The 26,286-nt window shown below is 62.1% G+C and carries 23 protein-coding genes and 2 tRNA genes; 15 read left to right on the top strand and 10 right to left on the bottom strand.

The annotated features are described in order from the left end of the window. The first annotated feature begins 10 nt into the window (after window positions 1-10). From LMG28727_RS29570 to LMG28727_RS29550, 5 genes are all read left to right on the top strand, one after another. Window positions 11-1,411 (top strand): TIGR00366 family protein, encoded by a 1,401-nt coding sequence (locus LMG28727_RS29570; RefSeq protein ID WP_201645872.1) that lies wholly within the window; start codon window positions 11-13, stop codon window positions 1,409-1,411. 149 nt (window positions 1,412-1,560) lie between these two features. Continuing rightward, on the top strand, window positions 1,561-2,694 hold the full coding sequence (gene ribBA, locus LMG28727_RS29565; protein ID WP_201645871.1) for a bifunctional 3,4-dihydroxy-2-butanone-4-phosphate synthase/GTP cyclohydrolase II: 1,134 nt from the start codon (window positions 1,561-1,563) through the stop codon (window positions 2,692-2,694). A gap of 49 nt (window positions 2,695-2,743) precedes the next feature. Next, window positions 2,744-3,250, top strand: a complete 507-nt coding sequence (gene ribH / locus LMG28727_RS29560) for a 6,7-dimethyl-8-ribityllumazine synthase (RefSeq protein WP_006050161.1) — start codon at window positions 2,744-2,746, stop codon at window positions 3,248-3,250. Beyond that, a complete protein-coding gene (nusB, locus tag LMG28727_RS29555) occupies window positions 3,247-3,681 on the top strand; it encodes a transcription antitermination factor NusB (RefSeq protein WP_201645870.1) in 435 nt (144 codons plus the stop codon). Before ribH ends, nusB begins: the two co-directional genes overlap by 4 nt. A gap of 186 nt (window positions 3,682-3,867) precedes the next feature. Next, entirely contained in the window at window positions 3,868-5,064 is a 1,197-nt protein-coding gene (locus tag LMG28727_RS29550) for a pyridoxal phosphate-dependent aminotransferase (protein WP_201645869.1), read from the top strand. Window positions 5,065-5,232: 168 nt separating this feature from the next. Here LMG28727_RS29550 and LMG28727_RS29545 read toward each other — a convergent pair whose 3' ends face one another. Continuing rightward, entirely contained in the window at window positions 5,233-6,429 is a 1,197-nt protein-coding gene (locus LMG28727_RS29545) for a lytic transglycosylase domain-containing protein (RefSeq protein ID WP_201645868.1), read from the bottom strand. Window positions 6,430-7,054: 625 nt separating this feature from the next. Here LMG28727_RS29545 and LMG28727_RS29540 point away from each other — a divergent pair. Further along, complete coding sequence (locus LMG28727_RS29540; RefSeq protein ID WP_201645867.1) at window positions 7,055-8,623, top strand: UbiD family decarboxylase; 1,569 nt, start codon at window positions 7,055-7,057, stop codon at window positions 8,621-8,623. Window positions 8,624-8,674: 51 nt separating this feature from the next. After that, on the top strand, window positions 8,675-9,352 hold the full coding sequence (locus tag LMG28727_RS29535) for a LysE family translocator (protein ID WP_201645866.1): 678 nt from the start codon (window positions 8,675-8,677) through the stop codon (window positions 9,350-9,352). Window positions 9,353-9,440: 88 nt separating this feature from the next. On the opposite strand, the gene LMG28727_RS29530 is transcribed toward LMG28727_RS29535, so the two are convergent. Both LMG28727_RS29530 and LMG28727_RS29525 read right to left on the bottom strand, forming a co-directional pair. After that, on the bottom strand, window positions 9,441-10,406 hold the full coding sequence (locus tag LMG28727_RS29530; protein ID WP_201645865.1) for a threo-3-hydroxy-L-aspartate ammonia-lyase: 966 nt from the start codon (window positions 10,404-10,406) through the stop codon (window positions 9,441-9,443). A 188-nt stretch (window positions 10,407-10,594) separates the two neighbouring features. Then, entirely contained in the window at window positions 10,595-10,912 is a 318-nt protein-coding gene (locus tag LMG28727_RS29525; RefSeq protein WP_201645864.1) for a hypothetical protein, read from the bottom strand. A gap of 806 nt (window positions 10,913-11,718) precedes the next feature. Here LMG28727_RS29525 and LMG28727_RS29520 point away from each other — a divergent pair. The 5 genes from LMG28727_RS29520 to trmB all read left to right on the top strand — a co-directional run bounded on the left by LMG28727_RS29520 (window position 11,719) and on the right by trmB (window position 15,071). Then, on the top strand, window positions 11,719-12,657 hold the full coding sequence (locus LMG28727_RS29520) for a Rossmann-like and DUF2520 domain-containing protein (RefSeq protein WP_201645863.1): 939 nt from the start codon (window positions 11,719-11,721) through the stop codon (window positions 12,655-12,657). Between the two features lie 80 nt (window positions 12,658-12,737). Beyond that, complete coding sequence (locus LMG28727_RS29515) at window positions 12,738-13,058, top strand: EthD family reductase (RefSeq protein ID WP_201645862.1); 321 nt, start codon at window positions 12,738-12,740, stop codon at window positions 13,056-13,058. Window positions 13,059-13,286: 228 nt separating this feature from the next. Continuing rightward, window positions 13,287-13,850 carry a YggT family protein gene (locus LMG28727_RS29510; RefSeq protein ID WP_201645861.1) on the top strand — a complete coding sequence of 188 codons (564 nt, stop codon included), beginning with the start codon at window positions 13,287-13,289 and terminating at the stop codon, window positions 13,848-13,850. A gap of 84 nt (window positions 13,851-13,934) precedes the next feature. After that, a tRNA-Gly gene (locus LMG28727_RS29505) sits at window positions 13,935-14,008 on the top strand. Window positions 14,009-14,288: 280 nt separating this feature from the next. Then, on the top strand, window positions 14,289-15,071 hold the full coding sequence (trmB, locus tag LMG28727_RS29500) for a tRNA (guanosine(46)-N7)-methyltransferase TrmB (RefSeq protein WP_201645892.1): 783 nt from the start codon (window positions 14,289-14,291) through the stop codon (window positions 15,069-15,071). 95 nt (window positions 15,072-15,166) lie between these two features. Here the strand turns inward: trmB and LMG28727_RS29495 are convergent, their stop codons facing one another. The 3 genes from LMG28727_RS29495 to LMG28727_RS29485 all read right to left on the bottom strand — a co-directional run bounded on the left by LMG28727_RS29495 (window position 15,167) and on the right by LMG28727_RS29485 (window position 17,110). Then, entirely contained in the window at window positions 15,167-16,003 is an 837-nt protein-coding gene (locus LMG28727_RS29495; RefSeq protein ID WP_201645860.1) for an undecaprenyl-diphosphate phosphatase, read from the bottom strand. 81 nt (window positions 16,004-16,084) lie between these two features. Continuing rightward, window positions 16,085-16,678 carry a DUF1439 domain-containing protein gene (locus LMG28727_RS29490; RefSeq protein ID WP_201645859.1) on the bottom strand — a complete coding sequence of 198 codons (594 nt, stop codon included), beginning with the start codon at window positions 16,676-16,678 and terminating at the stop codon, window positions 16,085-16,087. Window positions 16,679-16,777: 99 nt separating this feature from the next. After that, window positions 16,778-17,110 carry a YkgJ family cysteine cluster protein gene (locus tag LMG28727_RS29485; protein ID WP_201645891.1) on the bottom strand — a complete coding sequence of 111 codons (333 nt, stop codon included), beginning with the start codon at window positions 17,108-17,110 and terminating at the stop codon, window positions 16,778-16,780. Window positions 17,111-17,397: 287 nt separating this feature from the next. On the opposite strand from LMG28727_RS29485, the gene hemN reads away from it, so the two are divergent. Next, window positions 17,398-18,783 carry an oxygen-independent coproporphyrinogen III oxidase gene (gene hemN, locus LMG28727_RS29480; RefSeq protein ID WP_201645858.1) on the top strand — a complete coding sequence of 462 codons (1,386 nt, stop codon included), beginning with the start codon at window positions 17,398-17,400 and terminating at the stop codon, window positions 18,781-18,783. Window positions 18,784-18,901: 118 nt separating this feature from the next. After that, window positions 18,902-18,986 (top strand) — tRNA-Leu (locus LMG28727_RS29475). 102 nt (window positions 18,987-19,088) lie between these two features. Here LMG28727_RS29475 and LMG28727_RS29470 read toward each other — a convergent pair. Continuing rightward, on the bottom strand, window positions 19,089-20,375 hold the full coding sequence (locus LMG28727_RS29470) for a glycosyltransferase family 87 protein (RefSeq protein ID WP_201645857.1): 1,287 nt from the start codon (window positions 20,373-20,375) through the stop codon (window positions 19,089-19,091). A gap of 587 nt (window positions 20,376-20,962) precedes the next feature. Next, on the bottom strand, window positions 20,963-22,351 hold the full coding sequence (locus LMG28727_RS29465; RefSeq protein WP_201645856.1) for an amino acid permease: 1,389 nt from the start codon (window positions 22,349-22,351) through the stop codon (window positions 20,963-20,965). A 222-nt stretch (window positions 22,352-22,573) separates the two neighbouring features. On the opposite strand from LMG28727_RS29465, the gene LMG28727_RS29460 reads away from it, so the two are divergent. Further along, window positions 22,574-23,491, top strand: coding sequence for an alpha/beta fold hydrolase (locus LMG28727_RS29460; protein WP_201645855.1), 918 nt, complete (start codon window positions 22,574-22,576; stop codon window positions 23,489-23,491). 85 nt (window positions 23,492-23,576) lie between these two features. Here the strand turns inward: LMG28727_RS29460 and poxB are convergent, their stop codons facing one another. Both poxB and LMG28727_RS29450 read right to left on the bottom strand, forming a co-directional pair. Continuing rightward, the gene (poxB, locus tag LMG28727_RS29455) at window positions 23,577-25,301 is read right to left on the bottom strand and encodes a ubiquinone-dependent pyruvate dehydrogenase (protein ID WP_201645854.1); all 1,725 of its coding nucleotides are present in this window, start codon (window positions 25,299-25,301) and stop codon (window positions 23,577-23,579) included. Between the two features lie 145 nt (window positions 25,302-25,446). Next, the gene (locus tag LMG28727_RS29450) at window positions 25,447-26,283 is read right to left on the bottom strand and encodes a M55 family metallopeptidase (RefSeq protein ID WP_201645853.1); all 837 of its coding nucleotides are present in this window, start codon (window positions 26,281-26,283) and stop codon (window positions 25,447-25,449) included. Window positions 26,284-26,286: the final 3 nt, after the last annotated feature.

Below are 26,286 nucleotides of genomic sequence, written 5' to 3'. Positions count from 1 at the left end.
GAGAGAGACCATGGAACAGAACAGCCGCGATAACGCCGCGACAGACAAAGCCGCAGCGCGGCAAGGCATCGTAGGTGGCCTTGTTTATGTATTCGAACAGGTCATGCCCGATCCGTTCGTGCTTTCAATTGGCCTGACGGTCCTGGTCAGTCTGCTGGCCTTCGCGTTTGCGCCGCATGCCTCGCTGCCGACGCTGCTGACCTCCTGGTACGGCGGCACCTTCAACATTCTCGGCTTCGCGTTGCAGATGATCCTGATCCTCGCGACGGGCTATGCGATTGCCGAGGCGCCTGTCGTACAGCGCGGTTTGCGGGCCATGGCGGCCCGCGTACAGACACCGGCCCGGGCCGCGTTGCTGGTATTTCCGGTCGTCGGGATCTGTGCGTGGCTCAACTGGGGGCTCGGGCTTATTGTCGGCGCGCTGCTCTCGCGCGAAATCGCAAAGCGCGTGAAGGTGGACTTCGCGTGGCTCGTCGCCGGCAGCTATTCGGCGTGGTCGATCTGCAATAGCGGTTTGTCGAGTTCGATTGCGTTGTCGCAGGCATCGCACGGCAATGCATTGAATCTGGTGGAAAAAGCCACGGGCCAGGTCATTCCGTTGAGCGAGACCGTGTTCGCATCGTTCGTTTTCATTCCGACGGTGCTGGTCGTCGTGGTGATGACCGCTGTGTTCATCTGGATTCATCCGAAAGCCGAACACGTCGTCGCGTTCACTCAGCCCCGCACGCAAAGCGATGCCGGCGCCGGTGCCGACGACGATCCTCATGCGCGCCACGCCGACCCCACCTCGTTCGCCGCGCGTGCCGAACAGTCCCTCTTCGGCACGCTGATCCTGCTGGCGCTGGGCGTCGGTTATCTGGCCATGACCTGGCACGCGAAGGGTTTCGAACTGGACATCAACACGACGATCCTGATTTTCCTGCTGGTAGGACTCGCGTTGCAGCGCACCCCGATTGCGTACGCCGATGCGATTCGCCGCGCCGCGCGGCAGACCGGTTCGATGCTGCTGCAATACCCGATGTACGGCGGCATCATGGGCATCATGACCGGCACCGGGCTGGCGGCCACCATCGCCAAGACCTTCGTGGTGATCGCCACACCGGCTACGCTGCCGTTGTGGAGCTACCTGAGTTCGCTGATCATCACGCTGCTCGTGCCGAGCGCCGGTGGCCATTGGGCGGTTCAGGGGCCGTTCGTGCTGCCCGCCGCGCTCGGTTTGCATGCATCGATTCCGCGTACCACGATGGGCGTGGCGATGGCGGAAAACGTCTCCAACATGCTGCAGCCGTTCTGGGCGGTACCCGTGGTGGCGATTGCGGGCATCCGCATTCAGCGTGTGATGGGATATACGGCGATTACGTTTGCCGTGTCGCTCGTTATTTATGCCGGGGCGCTGTGGCTGATTCCGTGATTCCGGCGTCCGTAAGCTGATCGTTTGAACGAGCATAGCAACGCCGGACGCCCTATTTCCAGTCGGCCAGACGGCCTATGCCATCCGTCGGAGGCGACTTGCACTCGCGCGTGGCGTAAAATACGCGCTTTCCCGAAAATCTCGCCACCATGACGCTCGCCTCCACTCAAGAGATCATCGCCGAACTGAAAGCCGGCCGGATGGTGATCCTCGTCGACGAAGAAGATCGCGAAAACGAGGGCGACCTCGTCATTGCTGCCGACTTCGTCACGCCGGAAGCGATCAATTTCATGGCCCGCTACGGCCGTGGGCTGATCTGCCTGACGCTGACGCAGGAACGCTGCAAGCAGCTCAACCTGCCGCTCATGACGTACCGCAACGGCACGCAGTACGGCACGGCGTTCACGGTCAGCATCGAGGCGGCCGAAGGCGTCACGACCGGCATTTCGGCAGCCGACCGCGCCCGCACGATCACCGCGGCGGTCGCGCCGGACGCGAAGGCCGAGCACATCGTCCAGCCTGGCCACGTGTTCCCGATCATGGCCCAGCCCGGCGGCGTGCTGGTGCGCGCCGGGCACACCGAAGCGGGCTGTGATTTCACCGCTCTGGCGGGCTTGACGCCGGCTTCGGTGATCTGCGAAGTCATCAACGACGACGGCACGATGGCGCGGCTGCCGGATCTGATCGAATTCGGCAAGGTGCACGGCCTGAAGGTCGGCACGATTGCCGATCTGATCCACTATCGCAGCCAGACCGAATCGATCGTCGAGCGTATTTGCGAACGCACCATGCAAACGGCTCACGGCGCGTTCCGCGCGGTCATGTATCTCGATCAGCCGAGCGGCCAGCCGCACCTGGCGCTGGTGCGCGGCACGCCGTGCGCGGATCAGGACACGCTGGTGCGCGTGCACGAGCCGCTGTCGGTGCTGGATCTGCTCGAAGTCGGCGAATCCACCCACTCGTGGACGCTCGACGCAGCCATGAAAGAGATCGCCGAACGCGACTGCGGCGTGGTCGTGCTGCTGAACTGCGGCGATTCGAAAGACCATCTGATCGACGTCTTCAAGGCGTTCGACTCGAAGGAAAAAGCAGAGGCGCTCAAACGCCGCCCGGTCGATTTCAAGACCTACGGTATCGGCGCGCAGATTCTGCGTGAGCTAGGGGTCGGCAAGATGCAGGTACTGTCGAACCCGCGCAAGCTGGGCACCATGTCGGGCTACGGCCTCGAGGTCACCGGCTTCGTGCCCATGCCAGGCAGCAAAGCTCAGGCCCCGCAAGGCTGACCCGACCATTCACGCGCCCAGCGCCCACTCAAAACACTACGGAAGTCACATGGAAATCGGACAATATCAACCGAATCTCGACGGCGACGGACTGCGCATCGGCATCGTCCAGGCGCGCTTTAACGAACCCGTCTGCAACGGCCTCGCCGACTCGTGCATCGAAGAACTGGAACGCCTCGGCGTGACCGGCGAAGACGTGCTGCTGGTCACGGTGCCAGGCGCACTGGAAATCCCGCTGGCGCTGCAAAAGCTCGCGGAAAGCGCGCAATTCGACGCACTGATCGCGCTCGGCGCGGTGATTCGCGGTGAGACGTATCACTTCGAACTGGTGTCGAACGAAAGCGGTGCGGGCATCACGCGTATCGGTCTGGACTTCGGCATTCCAGTCGCGAACGCCGTGCTGACCACCGAAAACGACGAGCAGGCCGTGGCGCGCATGACCGAAAAGGGTCGTGACGCAGCACGCGTGGCCGTCGAAATGGCGAACCTCGCTGTCGCGCTCGAACAACTCGGCGGCGACGACGAAGAAGAAGACGAAGAAGAGGAAGAAGCATGAAGAGCGCACGCCGACGCTCCCGCGAACTGGCCACGCAGGGGCTTTACCAGTGGCTGCTGTCGGGTTCGCCCGCCAGCGAAATCGAAGCGCAACTGAGCGGCGCGCAGGGTTTCGACAAGGCCGATCGCGAGCATCTGGACGCGCTTCTGCGCGGTGTGATCCGCGATTCGGACACGTTGTCCGCCGACATCGCACCGTGCCTCGATCGTCCGATCGAACAACTGTCGCCGGTCGAACGCGCCGTGCTGCTGGTTGCCGCGTTCGAACTGCGGAATCACGTCGACATTCCGTATCGGGTGATCATCAATGAAGCGGTCGAACTCGCCAAGACGTTTGGCGGCGCAGACGGCTACAAGTATGTGAACGGCGTGCTGGACAAGCTGTCGGCGCAATTGCGCGCGGCAGAAACGCAGGCGGCTCGCAAGTCGTGAGCGTCGGGCGCGTGACGGGGGCTGCGCCCTTGTCATGTGCCGCGTTTTATCTGGCGAGTTGAACCGCCTGCAAGGACGGTGTGTTGCGTCTGCCTGAACCGTCGCGCATGAGTCCTCTGCGCGAAACGAGTCCGCAAGCAAGCGCGCAAACGCCGTCCTGTTTTGCTCTGAACTGGATTTGATCGTATGAACTCCGTGACCGAACCCCTCGTGCGGCTAGCTGCGCGCGTCGATGCCATCCAGCCGTTCTATGTGATGGAACTGGCCAAGGAGGCCGCGCTCCTCGAGCGCGACGGACGCGACATCATTCACATGGGAATCGGCGAGCCCGATTTCACCGCGCCTGCGCCGGTCATCGAGGCAGCCGCTAACGCGCTGCGCCGCGGCGTCACGCAGTACACCAATGCGCTTGGCCTGCACGCGCTGCGCGAAGCAATTTCGACGCACTACGCAGACTTCTACGGCGTCACCGTCGATCCCGCGCGGATCGTCGTCACAGCCGGCGCGTCTGCCGCATTGCTGCTGGCGTGTGCCGCGCTGGTCGACCGCGACGACGAAGTGCTGATGCCTGACCCGTGCTACCCGTGCAACCGCCATTTCGTGATCGCCGCCGAAGGCAAGCCCGTGATGGTGCCGAGCGGCCCGGCCGAGCGTTTCCAGCTGACCGCTGCCGACGTCGAGCGCCTCTGGAACGAGCGCACCCGTGGCGTGCTGCTCGCATCGCCGTCGAACCCGACCGGCACGTCGATCGAACCCGCCGAACTCGAACGCATCGTCAAGGCCGTGCGGGCGCGTGGCGGCTTCACGATCGTCGACGAGATCTATCAGGGTCTGAGTTACGACGCGAAGCCCGTGTCCGCGCTCTCGTTCGGCGACGACGTGATCACCGTCAACAGCTTCTCGAAGTACTTCAACATGACCGGCTGGCGTCTGGGCTGGCTCGTGGTGCCGCCCACCATGGTCGGCGCGTTTGAAAAGCTCGCGCAGAATCTGTTCATCTGCGCGTCGGCGCTCGCGCAGCATGCGGCGCTCGCCTGCTTCGAGCCGGAAACCATTGCGATTTATGAAGAACGGCGCCTCGAATTCAAGCGCCGCCGCGACTTTATTGCGCCTGCGCTGGAGTCGCTCGGTTTCTCGGTGCCGGTCATGCCCGACGGTGCGTTCTACGTCTATGCCGATTGCCGCACCGTCGCGCATCGAGCGGCCGGCGACAGCGCCGCGCTCACCAAGGCCATGCTGCATGACGCGGGCGTCGTGCTGGTGCCGGGCATGGATTTCGGCACGCACGCGCCAAAGGATTACATCCGGTTGTCGTATGCCACCGCGTATCCGAAGCTGGAAGAAGCGGTCGAGCGGCTGGCGAAGCTCTTCGGGCGGCACTAAGCGGTCGCACGAAGGATGGCGTGGCGGTCGCCGTCCTGTCGGAAGACCACCCCGATCGCGCGTCAATCACCCGCAACCCCAAACGCAAAAAAGGACACTCGAAAGTGTCCTTTTTTGTTGCAGCCGCTTTCGCGACTTATCGTCTGATTCAACGAACTGCCAGAGACCTCAGGCGCCCAACTCCGACGCAGACGCCACATGCTTGGTAGCGTTCGCGTCGTCCTGATCGCCAGCAGGTGTCTTGGCCGCAGCATGACCGCCGTCGAGTGTGACCTGAACCCGCCGCGTGCTGCTCGCAGCCGCTTGAGCCGTGTTGGCCGACGCGGTCAGAACCGGCGTCGGCGCCTGCGGTGCATTGATCGGCACCTTGCGGCCACGCGCCACATCGCGCAGACGGCCACGCTCGGCCATCACCTTGGCGCCATAGCCGCCGTCGTCCTGCGAGGTCGAGCCCACGTACAGACGCAAGCCGCCTGGCAACGAACCGCCACGTGCGATGCAATCCTTCAACACCAGCGCACCCACCTTGATGTTCGCGACCGGCTCGAGTGCCGCGCCTTCGCCGCCGAAATACTGGAATTTGTCCGAGTGCACCTTGGACATCACCTGCATCAGGCCTTGCGCGCCGACACCGCTTTCGGCATACGGATTGAAACCCGACTCGATTGCCATCACGGACAGCAACAGCAGCGGATCGAGGCCGACTTCGCGACCGGTATCGAATGCGGCCTTCACGAGCTCGCTGACGGGCTCCTGAGCGACGCGATAACGGCGTGACAGGTACGACGCGACCAGATCCTGTTCATGGCTCGATACGAGGACACGATCGTCGCGAGCATCGGCCGAAACACGTTGGGCCGGGATCAATCGAGCCAGAGCGGCAACGCTTTGCATGGTGCGCGGGTCGAGCCCGTTCAGCGCTGCGACGCCCATGCCGGCCGAACCGGAACCGTCGAAAGCGCCGTCGAAGCTGGTGTTGCCCGTAGTGAAACTGGTGTGGGTGCCGGTCACGCCGGCGGGGGCGTCAGAATCGCTCGCCACGGTGCTGGTACCGCTACCGGTACTGGCCGACAGCGATTCGTCAGAAGACGAGGACGTGCTTCCCGGAGGTCCGAAAGCCGGCAGCGGGTTGCCTTGCAACAGACGCGCAGGACCAGCCTGCACCGCAGCGGAAATAACCGGCATCAGCCGGGCGGCCAGCGTGCCGCGCAACCCAGGCATCAACCACAGGGTGATGCCCAGTATGACGGCCACGCCGCCAACGAGGCTAAACAGATGATGACTTACTCGCGTCCCGCGACGCAGCACTCCTCGCACAGCCTGTGCGATGCGCTCATCGGGACGCCACGATAACCAGGCGTTCATTCAGATCTCCCATCTTGCATGATCCGCGAACTCCGCCGAATGAAAATGGCGGCACCACACGTTCGAAGAGTCAAGACACCGCGCGCTCTGTCTGGTTAGGGCAGCAGCGATGTCGGGAAAACGGCAAATACCGTCTGTGGGGAGCCATTCGGGAAGAATGACCCGCTGCATCTCAAAAAATGCATGCGGTGGCTCCCACGCGAAAACCAGCGTCAGCAGACGCTGGTCGGGCCTTCAAAAAGGCCGTCAATACCGTGCAGGGGGTCGGTAAATCGGTGACGCGTTGCGTCGAAAGGGACCGGGGGCAGTGGTAAAAGGTTCACGCCCTGCAACCAATGTGGACGGATTCTATGCAGGGTTTTATAGATCGTCAACACTATAGAATGTCAAATTCATAACTAATTGTAATAATGAACAGTGTTCAGACCGTCAAGAACGGCTCCGCATGCGCCTTTTGAGGGATCTCAATTTGTCTGCCTGGTCTAGGCCGTTCAGTTGATCTACGTGCGCTTACCAACACAGGTAAAATCGACAATCGTTCCGGCGCCAAAAAGCTTGCCGCGCCCCTTCCGTCCCGCCGCTTTTTTGCCCCTTCCGGCATTGACCCGGCTCTGAACCGCACAAGATGAAATACAAAGACCTGCGCGATTTTGTCGGCCGTCTCGAGACAATCGGTGAGCTACGCCGTATCTCGCAGAAAGTCTCGCCCAACCTCGAAATGACCGAATTGTGCGACCGGGTGTTGCGCGCCGGCGGTCCGGCGTTGCTGTTCGAGAACAAGGAACAGCATGCGTTCCCGGTTCTCGGCAACCTGTTCGGCACGCCGCGCCGCGTTGCGCTCGGCATGGGGGTCGACGCGCAGGCTGGCGAAGGCGATGGCGCGGCACTCGAGTCGCTCCGCGATGTCGGCCGCCTGCTGTCCGCGCTGAAGGAGCCGGAGCCGCCAAAGGGGCTCAAGGATGCGGGCAAACTGTTCTCGCTGGCGAAAGCGGTGTGGGACATGGCGCCGAAGACCGTGAGCGCGCCGCCCTGTCAGGAAATCGTCTGGGAAGGCAACGACGTCGACCTCGGCAAGCTGCCCATCCAGACCTGCTGGCCCGGCGATGCCGGTCCGCTGGTGACATGGGGCCTGACCGTCACTAAAGGTCCGAATAAGACTCGACAGAATTTAGGCATATATCGCCAGCAGTTGGTTGGGCGCAACAAACTGATCATGCGCTGGCTCGCGCATCGAGGCGGCGCACTCGATTTCCGCGAATTTGCGCTGCAGAATCCCGGCAAGCCTTATCCCGTCGCCGTGGTGCTGGGCGCTGATCCGGCGACCATCCTCGGCGCGGTCACGCCGGTGCCCGACACGCTGTCCGAATACCAGTTCGCCGGGTTGCTGCGCGGCGGCCGTACGGAGTTGGCAAAGTGCATTACGCCTGGGGTCGACGGCTTGCAGGTGCCCGCGCGTGCGGAAATCGTGCTTGAGGGCTTTATCTATCCGCAGGAGGGTGCGCCGTCACCCGCTCCCGCGGGGGCGCCCCCTCGCCCGGTGAAGGGCGCGTCAGCCGGTTATGAGCATGCGCTCGAAGGTCCCTATGGCGACCACACTGGCTACTACAACGAACAGGAGTGGTTTCCCGTTTTCACCGTCGAGCGCATCACGATGCGGCGCGACGCTATCTACCACTCCACCTACACCGGCAAACCGCCCGACGAGCCCGCCGTGCTGGGCGTTGCGCTCAACGAAGTGTTCGTTCCGCTGTTGCAGAAGCAGTTCACCGAGATCACCGACTTCTATCTGCCGCCCGAGGGTTGCAGCTACCGGATGGCGATCGTGCAGATGAAGAAGAGCTATCCCGGCCACGCCAAGCGCGTGATGTTCGGCGTGTGGAGTTTCTTGCGGCAGTTCATGTATACGAAGTTCATCGTCGTGGTCGACGAAGACGTGAATATCCGCGACTGGAAGGAAGTGATCTGGGCCATCACCACGCGGATCGACCCCGCACGCGACACCGTGCTCGTGGACCGCACGCCGATCGACTATCTCGACTTTGCGTCGCCCGTAGCGGGGCTCGGATCGAAAATGGGCCTCGACGCAACCAACAAATGGCCCGGTGAAACCGATCGCGAATGGGGCCGGCCGATCGTCATGGACGCAGCGGTCAAACAGCGCGTCGATACCTTGTGGAACGAGTTGGGCCTGTAAGGCAAGCCGTACAACAAGACCAATAACAAAACGGATGGAGCAGTTGCACGGATGCACGCCTTTTCAATGATGTCGGATGGTTTCTTTCTGTCGTTGTCGTTGTGTCTGGATATCGGCCTGGTGAATGTGGCCATTATTTCGCTGACGCTGTCGCATGGTTTCAAGCCTGGCTTCTGGCTCGGGCTTGGTTCCTGTGTCGGCGATCTGATTTACGCGACGCTCGCGCTCGCGGGTATGGCCGCGCTGTTGCAATTCGAGTCGGTGCGCTGGGTGGTGTGGATCGGCGGAGCGGCGATTCTGCTGTTCCTCACATGGAAGATGGCGCGTGAGGCGATGCGCCCTGCATCAGCGCCGCCTGTGGCTGGCGACACTGATGCCAAGGCGCCGCATCTGTCAGCCTGGAGAGGATTTTTTCGCGGGGTGCTGCTGGCTGTTTCGTCGCCATCGGCGATCTTATGGTTCGCGGCTGTTGGCGGCGCATTGATCGCCAAAGCCGGCGCCACCAGTCCGACAACGGCGCTCGTGTTCCTTGGCGGCTTCTTTCTCGGTGGTCTGTGCTGGACGATCTTTATCTGCGGACTCGGCAGTCACGGGCGCAAACGCGCCGGAGCCGGTCTGCTGCGCGTTTGCCATGTGCTGTCCGCGCTGTTGTTCGCGTATTTCTCGTACAGCGTGATTGTTAATGGCTACCGCGACCTGATCGTACAAACGGCGCAAGTGGTCAGCTGATCGCTAATCGCTAAAAAAACGGCTCGCGGAGTAATCCAGCGAGCCGTTTTTCTTCAGTCAGCGCGATCTGGCAGCGCGACGCTACGATTCAGGCGAGATACTGCGCGAGCTTTTCCAGATCGACGTTGCCGCCGCTCACCACCACACCAACCCGCTTGCCCTTCACCGGCACCACACCATTGAGCACGGCCGCGGCGGCAAGACAGCCGGTCGGTTCGACAACCATCTTCATGCGTTGAGCGAAAAAGCGCATGGTTTCGATCAGTTGCGCGTCGCTGACGGTTTCGATCCGTGCGACCAGCTTGCGAATAATCGCGAACGTGTAGTCGCCAAGATGCGTGGATGCCGCGCCGTCGGCGATCGTACGCGGGGTGTCGATATGCACGATCTCGCCGCGTGCGAGCGACTGCTGGCCATCATTGCCGGCTTCCGGTTCGACGCCGATCACCGTGCACTGCGGGCTCAAAGCCGCCGCCGACAACGCGCTGCCGCCAATCAATCCACCGCCGCCGAGGCAAGCGACCAGCACGTCGAGCGGACCAGTTTCGTCGATCAGTTCTTTCACCGCGGTGCCCTGCCCCGCAATCACATGCGGATGGTCGTAGGGCGGAATCAGCGTCATGCCGCGCTCTTCGGCGAGCCGCTGGCCGATTTCTTCGCGGTTTTCCGTGTAGCGGTCGTAGGTGATCACTTCGCCGCCGTAACCCTTGGTGGCCGCGACTTTGGCGGCGGGGGCGTCGTGCGGCATGATGATCGTCGCGCGAATGCCGGCGAGGCGCGCCGACAGCGCAATTGCCTGAGCATGATTACCCGACGAGTACGTCAGCACGCCCGCTTCGCGTTGCTGCGCGTCGAAGTGCGAGATCGCGTTATATGCACCACGAAATTTGAACGCACCCATGCGTTGAAAATTTTCGCACTTGAAGAACACCGACGCGCCCGTGCGTTCGTTGAACGTGCTGGATGTCAGGACGGGCGTGCGGTGGGCGACGCCTTCGAGACGCGCTGCGGCGTCGAGTACATCGTCGAAAGTGGGAGCGGGAAGCGCTGGCACGGCGAGATTCTCCTGAGCGATGGCGAAACAGCCATTCTCCCAGCTTAGCCGGTGCTTTGGAACGGCAGTCGCGCAATGGCCCGCCCTCTGCGCGAACGGCATGCGTCACGCTGCGGCTCTGGAGCCAAAAACGGCGTAACCCGGCGATCAAGCCGGCGTTACGCCGTCATCAAGCTGGCTTCCCGCGATTAGCGGTGGTAGTACCCGTGGCCATAACCGCGGCCGTAGCCATGCCCGTAATAACCGTGATAGTACCCACCGCGATAATACGGGTGCCCGTAGTAGCCACCCCCTACTACGATTGCGGGCGGCGGCGCGTACACGACCGGCGGCGCGTATACCGGCGGCGGCGGTGCGTAGTAGACCGGCGGCGGCGCGGCATATACCGGATAGGCCGGCGCGATCGGCACGCCGATCCCAATCCCTACGGAAACGTGCGCCTCGGCAGCACCGGCAAGCCCCAGGCCGAGTGCTGCAGCAACGACAAACGGAACGATCTTTTTCACTTTATTCTCCTAGCGCGGCCCACCCAGGTCGCCGACTTTGCATGCGTCGCATGCCATGAAATCAATGTATCGAAAACGGCCGCGGCTATCTGTTCGCATTTGTTGCAAATTGCAATGCGCGGCGGGACGGTTCCGCTCGCGACAGCGCGGCAATGTGATCAAGTGGGGGGCAGGCAGTGGAAAATCAACGGCTTAGCGAAGCTAACGTACCCGATTTCTTTACTTCACAAGATTGGCCTGATTACACGAACCTAATTCAGTAATCTTTGATTACAAATTCGCTTCAATTCTGACGACGCGAATGGAAAATTCAATAAAAAATGCCCGGCGAATTCACGCCGGGCATTCTCACCATCAACTACCGCCGTCAGCCGACCTTCACATAGGCAAATTCGCGCGACACGTTTGGCGGGACGTATGCACCGCTAATCCGCACGCGTGGCGTCAGGCGCTTTTTCTGATCCCACCAGCGACGGCGCTGTGCATGTGTCAGGAACCGCAAGTGCTTTCGGTAAGAAAAAATACTCATGTGAACCTCCCGAATCTGACTGCGAAACGAATTTACCCAGAAACAGCAACTGCAAAATCGGCTCTTGGTTGAAACGTTGGTAGAACGCTTTCAGATGATTGTGAGCAGTTTCCAGGCCTACGAGTGCCGCGCCGCCAGATACCCGGCCTCAGCCGCCATATCGGCCGCGAATTGATCAGAGGAAATCGCGCCGCGTCACGCTGTCGGGGCCGGATGCGCGATACTTCTGCTTCCGTTTGCTTCCATTCATCAGATATCTCGCCTGGAGCCGGTAATCATGTCCCAGTACTCTGTACCGCGCCTCGGTTTTATCGGCGCCGGGCGGCTCGCGCGCTGTCTCGCGCTGAGCTTTTCACGCGCCGGCTATCCGGTCACCGCCATTGCGAGCCGCTCGGCGGCCTCCGCCGGCCGGCTTGCCAGTCAAATCGAACATTGCGCGGCCTTCGACAATCCCCAACAGGTGGTCGACGCCGCCGATATCGTGTTTTTAGCCGTTCCCGACGACAGTATCGGTTCGTCAGCGCACACACTGCGATTCGGCCCGGATGCCGCAGCCCATCCGCATGGCAAGGCGCTGGTGCATTGCAGCGGCGCTTCGCCGGTCGAATTGCTCGCGCCGGCACGCGATCAGGGCGTTTCAATCGGGGGGTTTCATCCACTTTACCTGTTTAGCGGGGACCTCGCCGACCTCGAACGAATCTGTGGCTGCTCGGTGACAATCGAGGCCGATGGAACGCTGAAAGACACACTGACCGCGCTGGCCATCGCGCTGCGCTGCCATCCGCTGTCGATTCCGGCGGGCGGCCGCATGCTGTATCACGCTGCCGCGCACTACGCCGCCAGCTTCGCGCTGTGCAGCCTCGCCGAATGCGTCGCGTTATGGCGCACGCTGGGATTTGCCGAAGACGACGCGCTGCGCGCGCTGCTGCCCATGCTTTCCGGCACCATCGAAACGGCTCGCGACAAGGGTTTGCCCAACGCGCTCGCCGGCCCGGTTTCGCGTGGCGACACCGGCGTCGTCGAAAAACAGCTGGCATTACTGGAAGGCCTCGGCGGCGACCACGCCGCGCTGTACGGTTTGCTGACCCGGCGCGCAGTCGGACTCGCCCAACGCCGCGCCACGCCGCCGGCCGCGATCGAAGCGATTGCGGAAGCGGTGGAAGAATCGCTCACGCGTTCGTTGAATCAGGCTGCGGCAGGTGCAAGCGCGAAGTAAGCCGTGATAATGTGACGCGTCCGGCGCCGTGCGGAAATCCGCCAGCGCCGCGCTCCGGGACCAACAGACGAGAACGCAAAATGATCAAGGTCAGCATCCTTTATCCGTATCGGGAAAACGGCCACTTCGACGTGGACTATTACCGCGTCACGCACATGCCGCTCGCGGCAAAACTGTTCGGGCCGTCACTGAAGGGCTGGTCGGTCGACGTCGGCGTCAACGCCGGCCCGCCCGGAACGCCGCCGCCCTATGTCGCTGCGGGCCACTTCCTGTTCGATAGCGCGGAAGACTTCTACAAGGTGTTCAAGTCCGCGGCCGGCCCGTTGACTGCCGATATCCCCAATTACACCGACGGTGGCAACGGCACGATTCTGATCAGCGAGATCAAGATTTCCGTGTGATGTCGCGCGGACAAAAGTGAAAATTCCGGCATGTAATTCAGTTAGCCGCGCAACCGGGTCACAATCCGCGCAATCGGAGTGCACGGCGGCTGACTGGAACGTCGTGTGACGCGCCTTTTCGCCGAAGAGGCGTGGGCAATTCAAATGAAACCGCTGGCGCGGATCTTTCGGTCCCGCCAGCATCCCGCGGCCGACCGGTGGCCGTCATCAGAAGGATAAGGACACGAGATGTTTGGCGATATCGCCCGTTTTCTGCTCAATACCGTTTTCACGCTGTTCGGCGCGGCGCTGCTGCTGCGCGCATGGCTCCAGGTCGTGCGCATGCCGCCCTACAACCCGGTGACGAACGCCGTCCTGCAAGCCACTAACTGGATCGTGCTGCCGTTGCGGCGCATTTTGCCGAGCACGAAAAGCATCGACTGGGCGAGCATTGTCGCGGCGTTGCTCGCGGCAATCGTTTATGTCGTGCTGATGGTCATGCTGACGGGCGCCGATCCACGGGCGCTTCTGCCGACGTTGATGATCGTCGCCGTACTCACGCTCATCAAGTGGGCGCTGAATCTGATTATCTGGATGACGATCCTGATGGCGCTGCTGTCGTGGCTCAACCCGCGCTCACCTGCCATGCCGATTCTTTATCAGCTGACGGCGCCGTTTTTGAACCCGCTGCGGCGCGTGGTGCCGCAGCTCGGCGGTATCGATCTTTCGCCGATTCTGCTGTTTGTGATCGTGCAGGTGCTATTGATGGTGGTCACGCGCGCCGCCGTTCAACTGACTTACTTCGTGATCTGACCGCGCGTTGATGCGTCCGCGGGAAAGTGCGCAGGCGGCGTAGTTTGCGCTATACGCCCTTTCCCGAGTAGAATCATGCGTTCTGCGGGCGTCGTATAATGGTAATACCCTAGCTTCCCAAGCTAGAGCCGTGGGTTCGATTCCCATCGCCCGCTCCAGTACAAATCAAACCTACCCTTTTCGAGTGTGCTACCTTACGCGCACTTGCAATGTCCGCTCCACCTTCTGCTGAGTCCCGGCGGAATCCAGCACGAGCCGCCTCCATGAAGGCGGCTTTTTTGTAGTGGCGGCGGTTTGGCATAACGAGTCGCGAGCACGATGACGATGAATCAGCCAATCAAAAAAGCCGATTCACGGTCCGCCGCACATAAGCAGGCAGGCCGCGCGCAGCACGACGCCACGCAAGCCGCTAAGCCCTCACCCATAGCAGCATCGATGATGATCCACGATCCAAACGACACCGGCCTGCCGGACGACCTTCCGACGCCCTCCAGCGAAGCCGCTGACCAACCCGCCACGGGCGACGCCCCTGAAGGCGAAGCGCTGCACCTGCGCCGTATCCGCAGCTTTGTCACGCGCGCTGGCCGCGTGTCGACCGGCCAGCGCCGCGCAATGGACGAACTCGGCCCCCGCTTCGTGGTGCCGTACACGCCGGAACAGCCCGACTGGAATACCGTCTTCGGCCGCCACGCGCCGCGCATACTGGAAATTGGTTTCGGCATGGGCGCGACCACGGCGGAAATCGCGTCGAACCGTCCCGACGACGATTTTCTCGGCGTCGAAGTGCACGAACCCGGCGTGGGCGCGCTGCTAAAGCTGATGGGCGAGCAATCGCTGTCGAACATCCGCATCATTCAGCACGACGCGGTTGAAGTGCTCGAACAGATGATCGCGCCGGACAGCCTCGACGGCGTGCACATCTTCTTCCCGGACCCGTGGCACAAGGCGCGCCATCATAAGCGCCGCCTGATCCAGCCGAAGTTCGTCGCGCTGCTGGTTTCGCGCCTGAAGCCGGGTGCCTATCTGCATTGCGCGACCGACTGGCAGAACTACGCCGAACAGATGCTCGACGTGCTGGGTGCCGACTCCGCGCTCGAGAACACCGCTGACGGTTATGCGCCGCGCCCGGACTATCGTCCAGTGACGAAGTTCGAGCGCCGCGGGCTGCGACTCGGACACGGTGTATGGGATCTGGTGTTCCGCAAGCGCGCGACCGCATAAGCACGCGTTCGCCGGACAAGTGACTCACCAGAAGCAAAAAGGTCCGCCAATGCGGACCTTTTTTCATGGCGCGAACCGAAACATCACGGACCGCTTCAATCGGCCCAGCTCAACGCGCCGCTATAGCCAACCAGCAGGATCAGCAGGCCGAAGCCGATGCGGTACCACGCGAACACCGTGAAATCGTGCGACGCGATATAGCGCAACAACCAACGCACGCAGATAAACGCGCTGATAAACGCTGCGATGAAGCCGAGTGCGAAGCTACCGAACGCGTCGGCCGAAAGCAGGTGCCAGTCTTTGTAAAGCTCGTAGGCGGTCGCGCCGAAGATAATCGGAATCGCGAGAAAGAACGAGAACTCGGTCGCGACCCGTCGCTCGAGCCCGAACAGCATCCCGCCGATAATCGTCGAACCCGAGCGCGAAGTGCCTGGAATCAGCGCGAAACACTGCGCGAGGCCCACTTTGAGCGCGTCCAGCGCGCTCAGATCGTCGATGCTGCGCACCCGCGCCGCCGATTCCCCGCGCGCGCGCTGCCGCGCCTCCGCCCACAGAATCACGACGCCGCCTACCACCAGCGCGAACGCGACCGGCACCGGCGAAAACAGTGCCGCCTTGATGGACTTTTCGAACAGCAAACCGAGCACGATGGCCGGAATCGTCGCAATGATGACGTTCAGCGTGAAGCGGCGCGCCTCGGGTTTGGTTGGAAGGCCGACCAGCACCGTGCCGATGCGCCGGCGGAATTCCCAGCACACGGCGAGAATCGCGCCGAGCTGGATGACGACGTCGAAGGTCTTTGCGTGCTGGTCGGTGAAATTCAGCAAACTCCCGACCACAATCAGATGCCCGGTGCTCGACACCGGCAGAAATTCCGTCAGCCCTTCGACGACGCCCAGAATCAGCGCCTTGCAAGCCAGTATCCAGTCCATCCGTGACCCCATCGCGGTAGATTGTCGGAACGAAAACGAGGTCGACACAGCGATGCGCGGCCCCGACGGCCGCGCGCCACGTCATTTTTCGACGATTTGCACACGTATGCCGTTTGTAAGGATGGTGATTGTACCGGGTTCGTAATTCACGCCGGCAAATTGAAGTTGTTCTGGCTTGAATGTGTAGATCGGGTAGTTGGTCAGCAACTGCTGCGCGAGTACGGCGGCGGCTGCGTTGATCTGCTGGGTATAGGCCTGCGCGTCGCCGCTCACGCTGACGTTGTCGACGTTCGGCGACCTGAGCACGACTGATTTGCTGGCCGCGTCGTAAGCCAGTTCGCTTGAAAGCGTGAATACGCCGTCGACCGGTTGCGGCATGAACGGACTCGCGAAACGCGCGTCGAGCTTGACCGATACCCGGTTCGTATCGGGCAGAAAATCGACCACCGGATTCGTCAGCGCGACATTGAACACTTGCGAAACCGTGCGCTGATACGGGAATTTGCGCTGCACTGCGTCCTGCACCTGCTGATGCGAGAACGTGTAGTCCTTCGGGATAAACGGAAAAATCGGCGTTGCGCACGCCGCCAGCGACGCGGTAATGCCAAGCGCACTGCAGCCGGTCAGCGCAGCGCGCAGAAAGCGGCGCCGGGACGGCGCGGCAGGTCGAGTCATACGAAATCTCCAGTGGAAGCTTGGTCGGACATGCGCCTGATGGCGTTGCGTGATGTCGCTATGGGTGAACGTCGCGCCCGGCATTTCCGGCGACGCGCATTACCGGCGGATCGGCACACACGGTTGGGTCAGCACTTCGAGCTGCGTCAGCCACGCGAGCGCTTCCGCACGGCTTGCGCCGCACATCTCCGTCTGCGGCTGCAGACCGGAACAGCACGCTGGCCGCTCGGGCTGGCCAAAAATCGCGCAGCGCAGATCGTCGCCGAGTTGCACGCAACGCACGCCCGCCGGTTTGCCTTCTGGCATGCCCGGAATCGGACTCGAAATCGACGGCGCGATACAGCACGCGCCGCAATCGGGGCGGCACGCATGATCGGCTGAATCGAAGGGAGACGCGCGCTTCGTCACGCGGTCCGGCATGCTTTGCGACATGCGTTGAAAACCATCCATCACGACATTTTTCCTGAGCTCGAAAACAGGCAACGCATTGCCAGACCCGCATTGTGCCATCGGCTGACGGACAGCTTTTTGCGCCGCGCCGTGCGCACTATTTCGTGCGACCTTTTTACGCAATCCGGCCAACGAACGCTCACTTAAACTCAAGGGCTCCGAAAGGCCATGTTCAAGAGACGTCTGCGCTGTTCGATCGGGTCGGGCAACCATGCTGTTGTGCGCCGCCTCTCGCCTCTTCCACGGTGGCCGACTCTTCCGGGCCACTCATGACCGTTGCCAACACGCTATTTCGCCCTGACCTGCTCGCCAAGTACAACGCGAACGGTCCACGGTATACGTCCTATCCGACCGCGCTGCAGTTCCGCGAAAGTTTCGATCCCGCCGACTATTTGCGCGGCGCCGCCGACCCAGGCGCGTCCGCCACCGACCTCTCGCTGTACTTCCACATTCCGTTTTGCGACACCGTGTGCTTCTACTGCGGCTGCAACAAGGTCGCCACGAAGAACCGCGCGCATGCGCGTCCGTACCTCGACCGGTTGAAGCGCGAAATGGCATTGCAGGCGGCGTGTTTCGACACACGTCGTCCGGTCTCTCAACTGCACTGGGGCGGCGGCACGCCGACGTTTCTGTCGCACGATGAAATGGCCGAATTGATGGCCGCCACGCGCGAGCATTTCACATTGCTGGCCGATCGCGAAGCCGAGTATTCGATAGAAGTCGATCCACGCGAGGCGTCGCCCGACACGATCGCGCATCTGCGCGAATTGGGCTTCAACCGCTTGAGCCTCGGTGTACAGGACTTCGATCCCGTCGTGCAGAAGGCGATCAACCGCATTCAGCCGCTCGAGATGACCACCTCGGTCATGCAGGCCGCGCGCGACACTCACTATGATTCGATCGGCGTCGATCTGATTTACGGACTGCCGCATCAAACGGTCGACAGCTTCACGCGCACGCTCGACACGATGATCGAACTCGCACCGGACCGGCTGTCGGTATTCGCGTATGCGCACATGCCGCAGCTCTTCAAGATGCAGCGGCAGATGGACCCAGCGGCGCTGCCGTCGCCCACCGAACGGCTCGCGCTGCTGCAACGCGTAGTCGAGCGCCTGACGGACGCGGGCTATGTGTACATCGGCATGGATCACTTCGCGCTGCCCACCGACGAACTCGCGCGCGCTCAGGCGCAACGTACGTTACATCGCAATTTTCAGGGCTACAGCACGCGCGCCGAATGCGATCTGATCGGCTTTGGCGCGTCGTCGATCGGCAAGGTCGGCGACGTGTACGCGCAGAACGCCAAGCATCTGCCGGACTATGCCGACGCAATCGACTCGGGCCGCCTCGCGATTGCACGCGGCGTGCGCCTCACCGCCGACGACCGTCTGCGTCGCGACATCATCACGCAACTGATGTGCAACCTGGAATTGCGTTTCGATGAATTCGACGCAGCGTATGGCATCCGCTTCGCCGACACCTTCGCCCCGGAACTGGAGCGCCTGCGCAGCTTCGAGGACGACGGCCTGGTGTCGATCGGCGCAGGCCGGCTCGACGTGCAGATGGCCGGCCGCATGCTCGTGCGCAACATCGCGATGGTGTTCGACCGCTATCTCGGACAGCAGACGCTCGAACGGTTTTCGCGCACGGTTTGATCGATTCGATGGGCTCAAAGCAAAAGTCCGAGGTAACCGGCTTGCCCCTCGTCGAATTTTCGGCCATAATCTGCGTCTTCGCTGCGCGCCGTGGTCTAGCGCGTACGCTGCAAGACCTGCCCAGGTGGTGAAATTGGTAGACGCAGGGGACTCAAAATCCCCCGCCGCAAGGCGTGCCGGTTCGATTCCGGCCCTGGGCACCATCAAAAATCTTCCGGACTTTCAATCATCCGGAAGACATCGCAAAGCTCCCTTCGCATCAACAAGCATCCGTGTCGGTTAATGCCAATGCCGGCCACCGTCGCTCATGCAATCCGCTTCACCCGGTGAAACTTATTCCGTCGAAACATCATCGACGATGAAAAATATCGCGCGACGCAAAGCAGATAAATGATCATCGACGCGACGGTATAGGAAACGAACCGCGCCGAGAAAAACAGCAACACCACAGCAACCGCTCCAAGCAGCATTTCGACTTTTGATCCCAGCGCGGAAAGCCGCCGGCCTCGCAGCTCAAACGCGGTTCCCAGCAGGATCAGCAGTGGAATCAACGCCAGCACCATGTGAATGGACTCGAGCACCGGGTAGATCAGCAACATCGTCATGCAGATGAGCGCGTAATCGATCCGGCTGTCCCGATGACGGCGAAACACGAGATAGAGTGAAAACAGGCACACGGCCAGCGCGAACGCTGCAGAAATAAGCGCGAGCGTGACGTCGGATAGCGGCATGCCGACCGCGGTCGATAACGTCTGCAACGCGCCCCTCAACGAATTGTTGGTGGGCGCTCCACCGCCGCCCATCGCCATTGTCATGCCATTAAGGCGCGCCATGTCCGACATGAAGTAGTGCCACAAAACGCGTGAACCCAATTGCGCCGCGGTAATCAGCGTCAGTAACGTGGACACTACGATCGTCACGATCACCGTGCGCCATTCGCGGCGCAACAACAGCAAACCGGCGACCGCAATGGGCGTCAACTTGATCGCAATGGCGAAGCCGAGAAAGAGACCGGCGGCATAGCGGTTGCCACGCTCGATCAGAAAGAAAGTGGCGACTAGCAGAAAGAACAACAATTCATTCGACTGGCCATCGTAAGTGTCTTCGACCAGCGGGAAGCTCAGCAGCGCAACCGCGATCAGCAACACGGCCACACTCCGCTCAGTGCCACGATAGGCCATCTTCACGAGCATCCACAGTCCGCCGGCGAACAGCATGACCGACCCGCAAAACCAGACGAGCTTGGCGGCAAGCGGCGTCAACATCGACAGCGGCGAAAAAATCAGCGCGAACTGCGGAGGGTATGCATAAAACACGTCGTCGCCCGTCGACCGTGCGCCGATTCCCTGCAGGAACGTCACGAGGCCGTCGTGATCGTAGAGGCTCGCGGGATCGTCGAGGACGCCGTTGAATGCGTACAGATAAAGGTTGAAGTCGCTAAACGCATCGGCCGGATTGGCGCGGAACTTCGCGACGATGTGCACGATGTGCAACGCGAGGCAGCCCACCGCGACCAGCAGCAATCCCACGGCACCCGCGCCAAGACCCAGGCCCGAGCCCGACTTCGCGCGCACGGCGCTTGCATTGAACATGACGTCCCCTTATTCGATACATAAGATAAAACGTGCGAGTTATCGCGCGTTGGCCCGCGACGGCGCGGGACGTACGAGACAACCGGGTCACCGATATCGGGGAGGCGGCGGCGCAAGCGGCTGACCGGCGTCGGATCGCCGGCTTGCGCGGCGATGCAGACGTCCGTGTTACAACCCCGCTTCAGCGCCTCAAATACAGGTTTTAGGTATTTTTTGCCAACGCCGCTGGCGTTCTGGTCCGACATTCGGACTGAGATTACCGGCTCCACCAAATCAATCTGTGCGCTCGGGCACATCCACTCGCCCTATCGGGGAAATGCGGAGGCGATTTTCTGGTGGATTTCCGGCAGTCATGCCACGCCGCTCATTGCGATGCAGCGCTCGTAGTGGTGAAGATCGGCGACATTGCGTCGCCGTTCGGTGATCTGGGTGATCGCGTGTTTGCGTACGTCGGCCAGCGCGGCCCAACGTGAAATTGGCCGGAGCGGCGTACAGCCGCCCGGCGGTTGGTGCGGCGCACGGCGTCCGGGTCCCGGGCCACCACGCCCGGAACCGCTCACACCCGCGCTATCCGGCAAGGCGGGCGTTTAACGCCCCGCCACGCCCGCGCCACGCTGCTGGGTAGCGGCGCGGCGGCGCTTGAACACATAGCCGGCCCACATCACCAGCAGCCATACCGGTACCAGCCACACGGAAACCGACAGACCCGGGGTCATCGCGAGAATCACGAGGACCAGCGCCATGAACGCGAGGCAGATCCAGTTGCTGACCGGAAACCAGAATGACTTGAACACCAGCGTCTCACCCGCCGCGACCATGGCCTTGCGCGATTTCAGATGGGTCAGGCTGATCAGTGCCCAGTTCAGCACCAGCGCGGCGACGACCAGCGCCATCAGCAAGCCGAGCGCTTCCGCCGGAATCAGGTAGTTGACGATCACGCAGGTAAAGGTAGCGAGTGCCGACAAACCGATCGCCATATACGGCACGCCGCGCCGGTCGACCTTCATCAGCGCGCGCGGCGCGTTGCCTTGCTCCGCGAGGCCGTAGAGCATCCGGCTATTCGCATACACGCCGCTGTTGTAGACCGACAGCGCCGCAGTCAGCACGACCACGTTGAGCACGTTCGCGGTCAGCGTGGAGCCGATCTGCGAGAAGATCATCACGAACGGGCTGCCACCTGCCGCGACTTCGTTCCACGGATACAACGACAGCAGCACCGCCAGCGAGCAGATGTAGAAAATCAGAATCCGGTAGATCACCTGATTCACGGCTTTCGGAATGCTCTTCTGCGGATCGGCGGCTTCAGCGGCGGTAATGCCGATCAGCTCGAGCCCGCCGAACGAGAACATGATCACCGCCAGCATCATGAAGAGGCCATGAAAGCCGTGCGGGAAAAAGCCGCCGTGGCTCCACAGGTTGGTGATCGACGCTTGCGGGCCGCCATGACCGCTGATCAGCAGATACGCGCCGAACACGATCATGCCGATCACCGCCACCACCTTGATGATCGCGAACCAGAACTCGGTTTCGCCGTAGGCCTTGACGTTCGCGAGGTTGATCGCGTTGATGACGGCAAAGCACACCAGCGCCGATACCCATGTGGGCACGCCCGGCCACCAGTAATGCACGTAGGTGCCGACCGCGGTCAGCTCGGCCATGCTCACGAGCACATACAGCACCCAGTAATTCCAGCCCGACAGAAAGCCGGGGAAATCGCCCCAGTATTTGTACGCGAAATGGCTGAACGAACCGGCGACCGGCTCCTGCGCGACCATTTCGCCAAGCTGACGCATGATCATGAAGGCGATGATGCCGCCGATCGCGTAGCCGAGAATCATCGACGGACCGGCTGCCTGCAACACGCTGGCGGAACCGAGAAAGAGCCCCGTGCCGATCGCTCCGCCCAGCGCAATCAGCTGGATATGGCGATTCTTGAGCCCGCGCTTCAGGCCGTCTTGCTGCTGTGAACTGTTCACTTGCACCCCAGTGTATGGATGTCAATCAGCCTGGCAGGCTTATAGCCCGGCCAGGCAAAACCGTAAATTTTACCTTGAGCGCTATCTTCGCAAATACTGGGACCAACCCGCGTCGGGTTTGCGTTGGTTCTGCGCCGCACTTAACGGCGAGGATAGTGATTGTCTCCGGTGCGGGGCTTCGGTATGTTGCCCAAGTTGGGAAGTCAGCTTTCGGAGATCAACATGTCGCTCAAACGCCTGCTGCTTTGCGCCGCTGTCTGGGCCCTGTGTTTCGCAGGGGTGAATGCCTTCGCCCAGACCGCCGCAGCTCCTGCCGCGGGACCGGCAGACCAGTCAGGCAGCGAAGCAGTGACGCCTGCGGCACCCGCTCCTGAACCCGTGGCGACCCCTGCCGCGCCTGCCCCTGCCGCCGCTAGCAGCAAACCCGCCACGACGATCAGCGGTCCAGTGCGCAATATCGTGCTGGTTCATGGCGCCTTTGTCGACGGATCGAGCTGGAACGGTGTGGTGGCTCACTTGCAGCAGAAGGGCTATCACGTGAGTTCGGTGCAGAACCCGCTCACGTCACTCGCCGACGATGTCGCCGCCACCCGCCGTGTGCTCGCGCGTCAGGATGGGCCGACGTTGCTGGTCGGACATTCGTGGGGCGGCGTCGTGATTACCGAAGTCGGCGCGAACGCGCCGAACGTCGCGGGCCTGGTCTACGTCGCGGCGATTGCGCCGGACCTGCATGAATCGACCGTCGATCTGCTGAAGCGCGGCGCACAAATGCCCGCAGGCCAGGCCATCACTGCGGACGCCAACGGCTTCCTGTGGCTCGACCGAACCCGCTATCACGCGGACTTTGCCGCCGACGTGCCCGAGAACGTGACGCGCGTGCTGTCCGCGGCTCAAGCGCCGATCAGCGGGAAAGCATTCAGCGAAACGGTGAGCCAGGTGGGCTGGAAGGAAAAGCCCTCGTGGTACGTGCTGACGACGAAAGACCGCGCGGTGTCGCCCGAGGTACAGCGTTTCATGGCCGAGCGGATGGGCGCGAAAATCGTCCCGGTGGCGTCGAGCCATCTCGTTCCGGTGTCGCACGCGGGCGCGGTCGCCGATGTGATCGACCGCGCAGCGCGTGAGTTGAGCCGTCAGCAGTAGTCAGAGAGCACCGCCCGGTCATGCAGAGGCGCGAAGTTCATCGCGCCTCTGCATGAATCGAAGCACGTTTCAGCTTCGACCACGCTCAGCGCAGATTGGTGGTCGCCAGTTCGACCACCTCGTCACCGCGTCCATTCAGCACGGCCTTCAGCATATACAGACTGAAACCCTTCGCCTGCGCCCACTGAATTTTCGGCGGCATCGCCAGTTCGTGCTTCGCGGTCACCACGTCGATCACCGCCGGTCCCGGATGCGCGAACGCTTCCCGCAACGCAGTTTCAATATTCTCCGAATGCTCGATACGGACTCCGTAGATCCCGGCGCCGCGCGCAATCGCGGCGAAGTCGGTGGTGGCGAGATCGGTACCGCTTTCCAGATAGCCGCCCGCCTTCATCTCCATTGCGACGAAACCGAGCGTGCTGTTGTTGAACACGACCACCTTGATCGGCAGATCGAGCTGACGCGCGCTGAGCAGATCGCCGAGCAGCATCGACAGACCGCCGTCGCCCGACAGCGAAATCACCTGGCGTCCTGGGTCGGCGGCCTGCGCGCCGAGCGCCTGCGGCATCGCATTCGCCATCGAGCCGTGATTGAACGAGCCATGCAGACTGCGCTTGCCGTTCATCGTCAGATAACGCGCGGCCCACAGTGTCGGCGTGCCGACGTCGGCGCACAACACGGCGTCTTCATTGGCTACCTTGTCGATAATGCTGGTCAGATATTGCGGATGAATCGCGCGCCCCGGATCGGACGGCCGCGCGAGATCGTCGAGCCCCTTGCGGGTGTCGGCGTAATGTTTGCGCGCGTTCTCGAGAAAGCGCCGGTCGGTCTTGCGCTTGAGCTTCGGCAATAGTGCCTGCAAGGTCGCCTTCACATCGCCGACCAGGCCGAGTTTCAGCGGCGCGCGTTTGCCGAGCGCGGAGCCGCGCCGGTCGATCTGCACCACGTTGCCATGCGACGGATAGAAGTTGCGATACGGGAAGTCGGTGCCGAGCATCACGAGCGTGTCGCACGACATCATCGCGTGATAGCCGGAGCTGAAGCCAATCAGTCCGGTCATGCCGACGTCGAACGGGTTGTCCCATTCCACGTATTGCTTGCCGCGCAGCGCGTGCACGGTCGGCGCGCCGAGTTGATCGGCGAAGGCGACCACTTCGTCGTGCGCGCCTGCGCAGCCGCTGCCGCAGAGCAGCGTCACGCCGCCCGCCTGGTTCAACAGATCGGCAAGACGGTCGAGATCGGCTTCGGACGGCACCACCGTCGAGCGCTCCAGCGTGCCGGCCCACGCCGGCGTTTCTTCAGGCGCCTCACCGAGTGCGACGTCGCCGGGCAGCACGATCACCGCGACGCCGCGCTCTTCGATCGCGGTGCGCATCGCACGGGCCAATACACGCGGAAACTGCGACGGGTTCGTCACCAGTTCGACGTAGTGGCTGCACTCCTTGAACAACTCCTGCGGATGCGTTTCCTGAAAGTAACCGAGCCCGATTTCCGTCGATGGAATATGCGCGGCTATCGCCAGCACCGGCTGATGGTTGCGATGACAGTCATACAAGCCGTTGATCAGATGCAGATTGCCCGGACCGCAACTGCCCGCGCAGACCGCGAGCTTGCCGGTCGCAGCAGCGTCGGCGCCGGCGGCGAAGGCCGCGACTTCTTCGTGACGCGTGTGCATCCAGCGAATCGAACCGAGCCGCTGCAAGCTGTCAGACAGACCGTTCAGGCTGTCGCCCGTTACGCCCCAGATCCGTTCGACGTCTGCTGCCGCCAGGGTTTTGGCCAGATAATCCGCAATAGTCTGCTTACCCATGCTGTACTCCGCTCGGTGAGAATTCAGTGAGAAAGACGATGGCTCCGGAATGCCAGAGCGTAACGCTTCCTCACAAAACGTGCCGCCCGAATGTGCAGCCGATGAGCGAAACGTAAGCAGAGTGAAATGACTGCGTAGGGCTGGGCTAACGCAACATGAACGACATTGCGGACAGACAGTTCAGCATTCGCACCGCATGTTCGGCGGAGGCGGCGTTAAAGCGCACGGTTACCGCGTCGATGCGCGTGAGCGTCGGCCATTGGCAGAACAGATCGGCCAGCGCGCTGGTCTGCACGCGCAGTTCGCAATCGACCGGATGGGTCTGCGACGCGCGCGTTGCATGCGGCGCATAAGCTTTTGCGATGGACTGCTGCACCACGTCGCAAGCGGCGCTTCTGATCGCTTCACGCGCGTTCGCAGGCGATTGCGTGACGCCGCTCGCGTGACCCGTTGCGCTTTTCGTGACGACGAAACGCGCGTGCGGGAAACGGGGTGCGGTTTCTTCGGCGAATACGTCGTCGCCGGATAAAAGGGCGACCTGTGCACCATATTCTTCCGCCAGCGCTCCATACACACCCGCCTCACCCAGTTCGACGCCATTGAACATGACTCGCGCGAACGCGAAGCTGTTGATCGTGTGCGAGAGAATGCCGCGGGTTTGTGCCATCGCGTGATAGCCGATCATGAAAACCAGCGCCGCGCCATATTCGAGCCCGGCCATCATGCCGAGCGTACGCGGTTTGCCGAGCACGACCTGCGCGCGCGGATCGAGCAGATCGGGCAGCAGATTGCGAAAGCCGCCGTGCGAATCGTTGACCCACACTTGCGTCGCGCCGCCCGCGAACGCGCCTTCGATCGCGGCGTTGGCTTCGAGCGTCATCCAGCGACGCGCGGCTTCGTATTCACCGTTACCCGCACGCGTTTGCTCAGTATGGAATACACCGGCCACGCCTTCGATGTCGGCGGAAATGAGGACTTTCATGCG

The organism is Paraburkholderia metrosideri, from assembly GCF_904848625.1.
Taxonomy (GTDB): Bacteria; Pseudomonadota; Gammaproteobacteria; order Burkholderiales; family Burkholderiaceae; genus Paraburkholderia; species Paraburkholderia metrosideri.
Note: the sequence above shows the minus strand (reverse complement) of the source record. Positions and strands in the feature narration are given on the sequence as shown.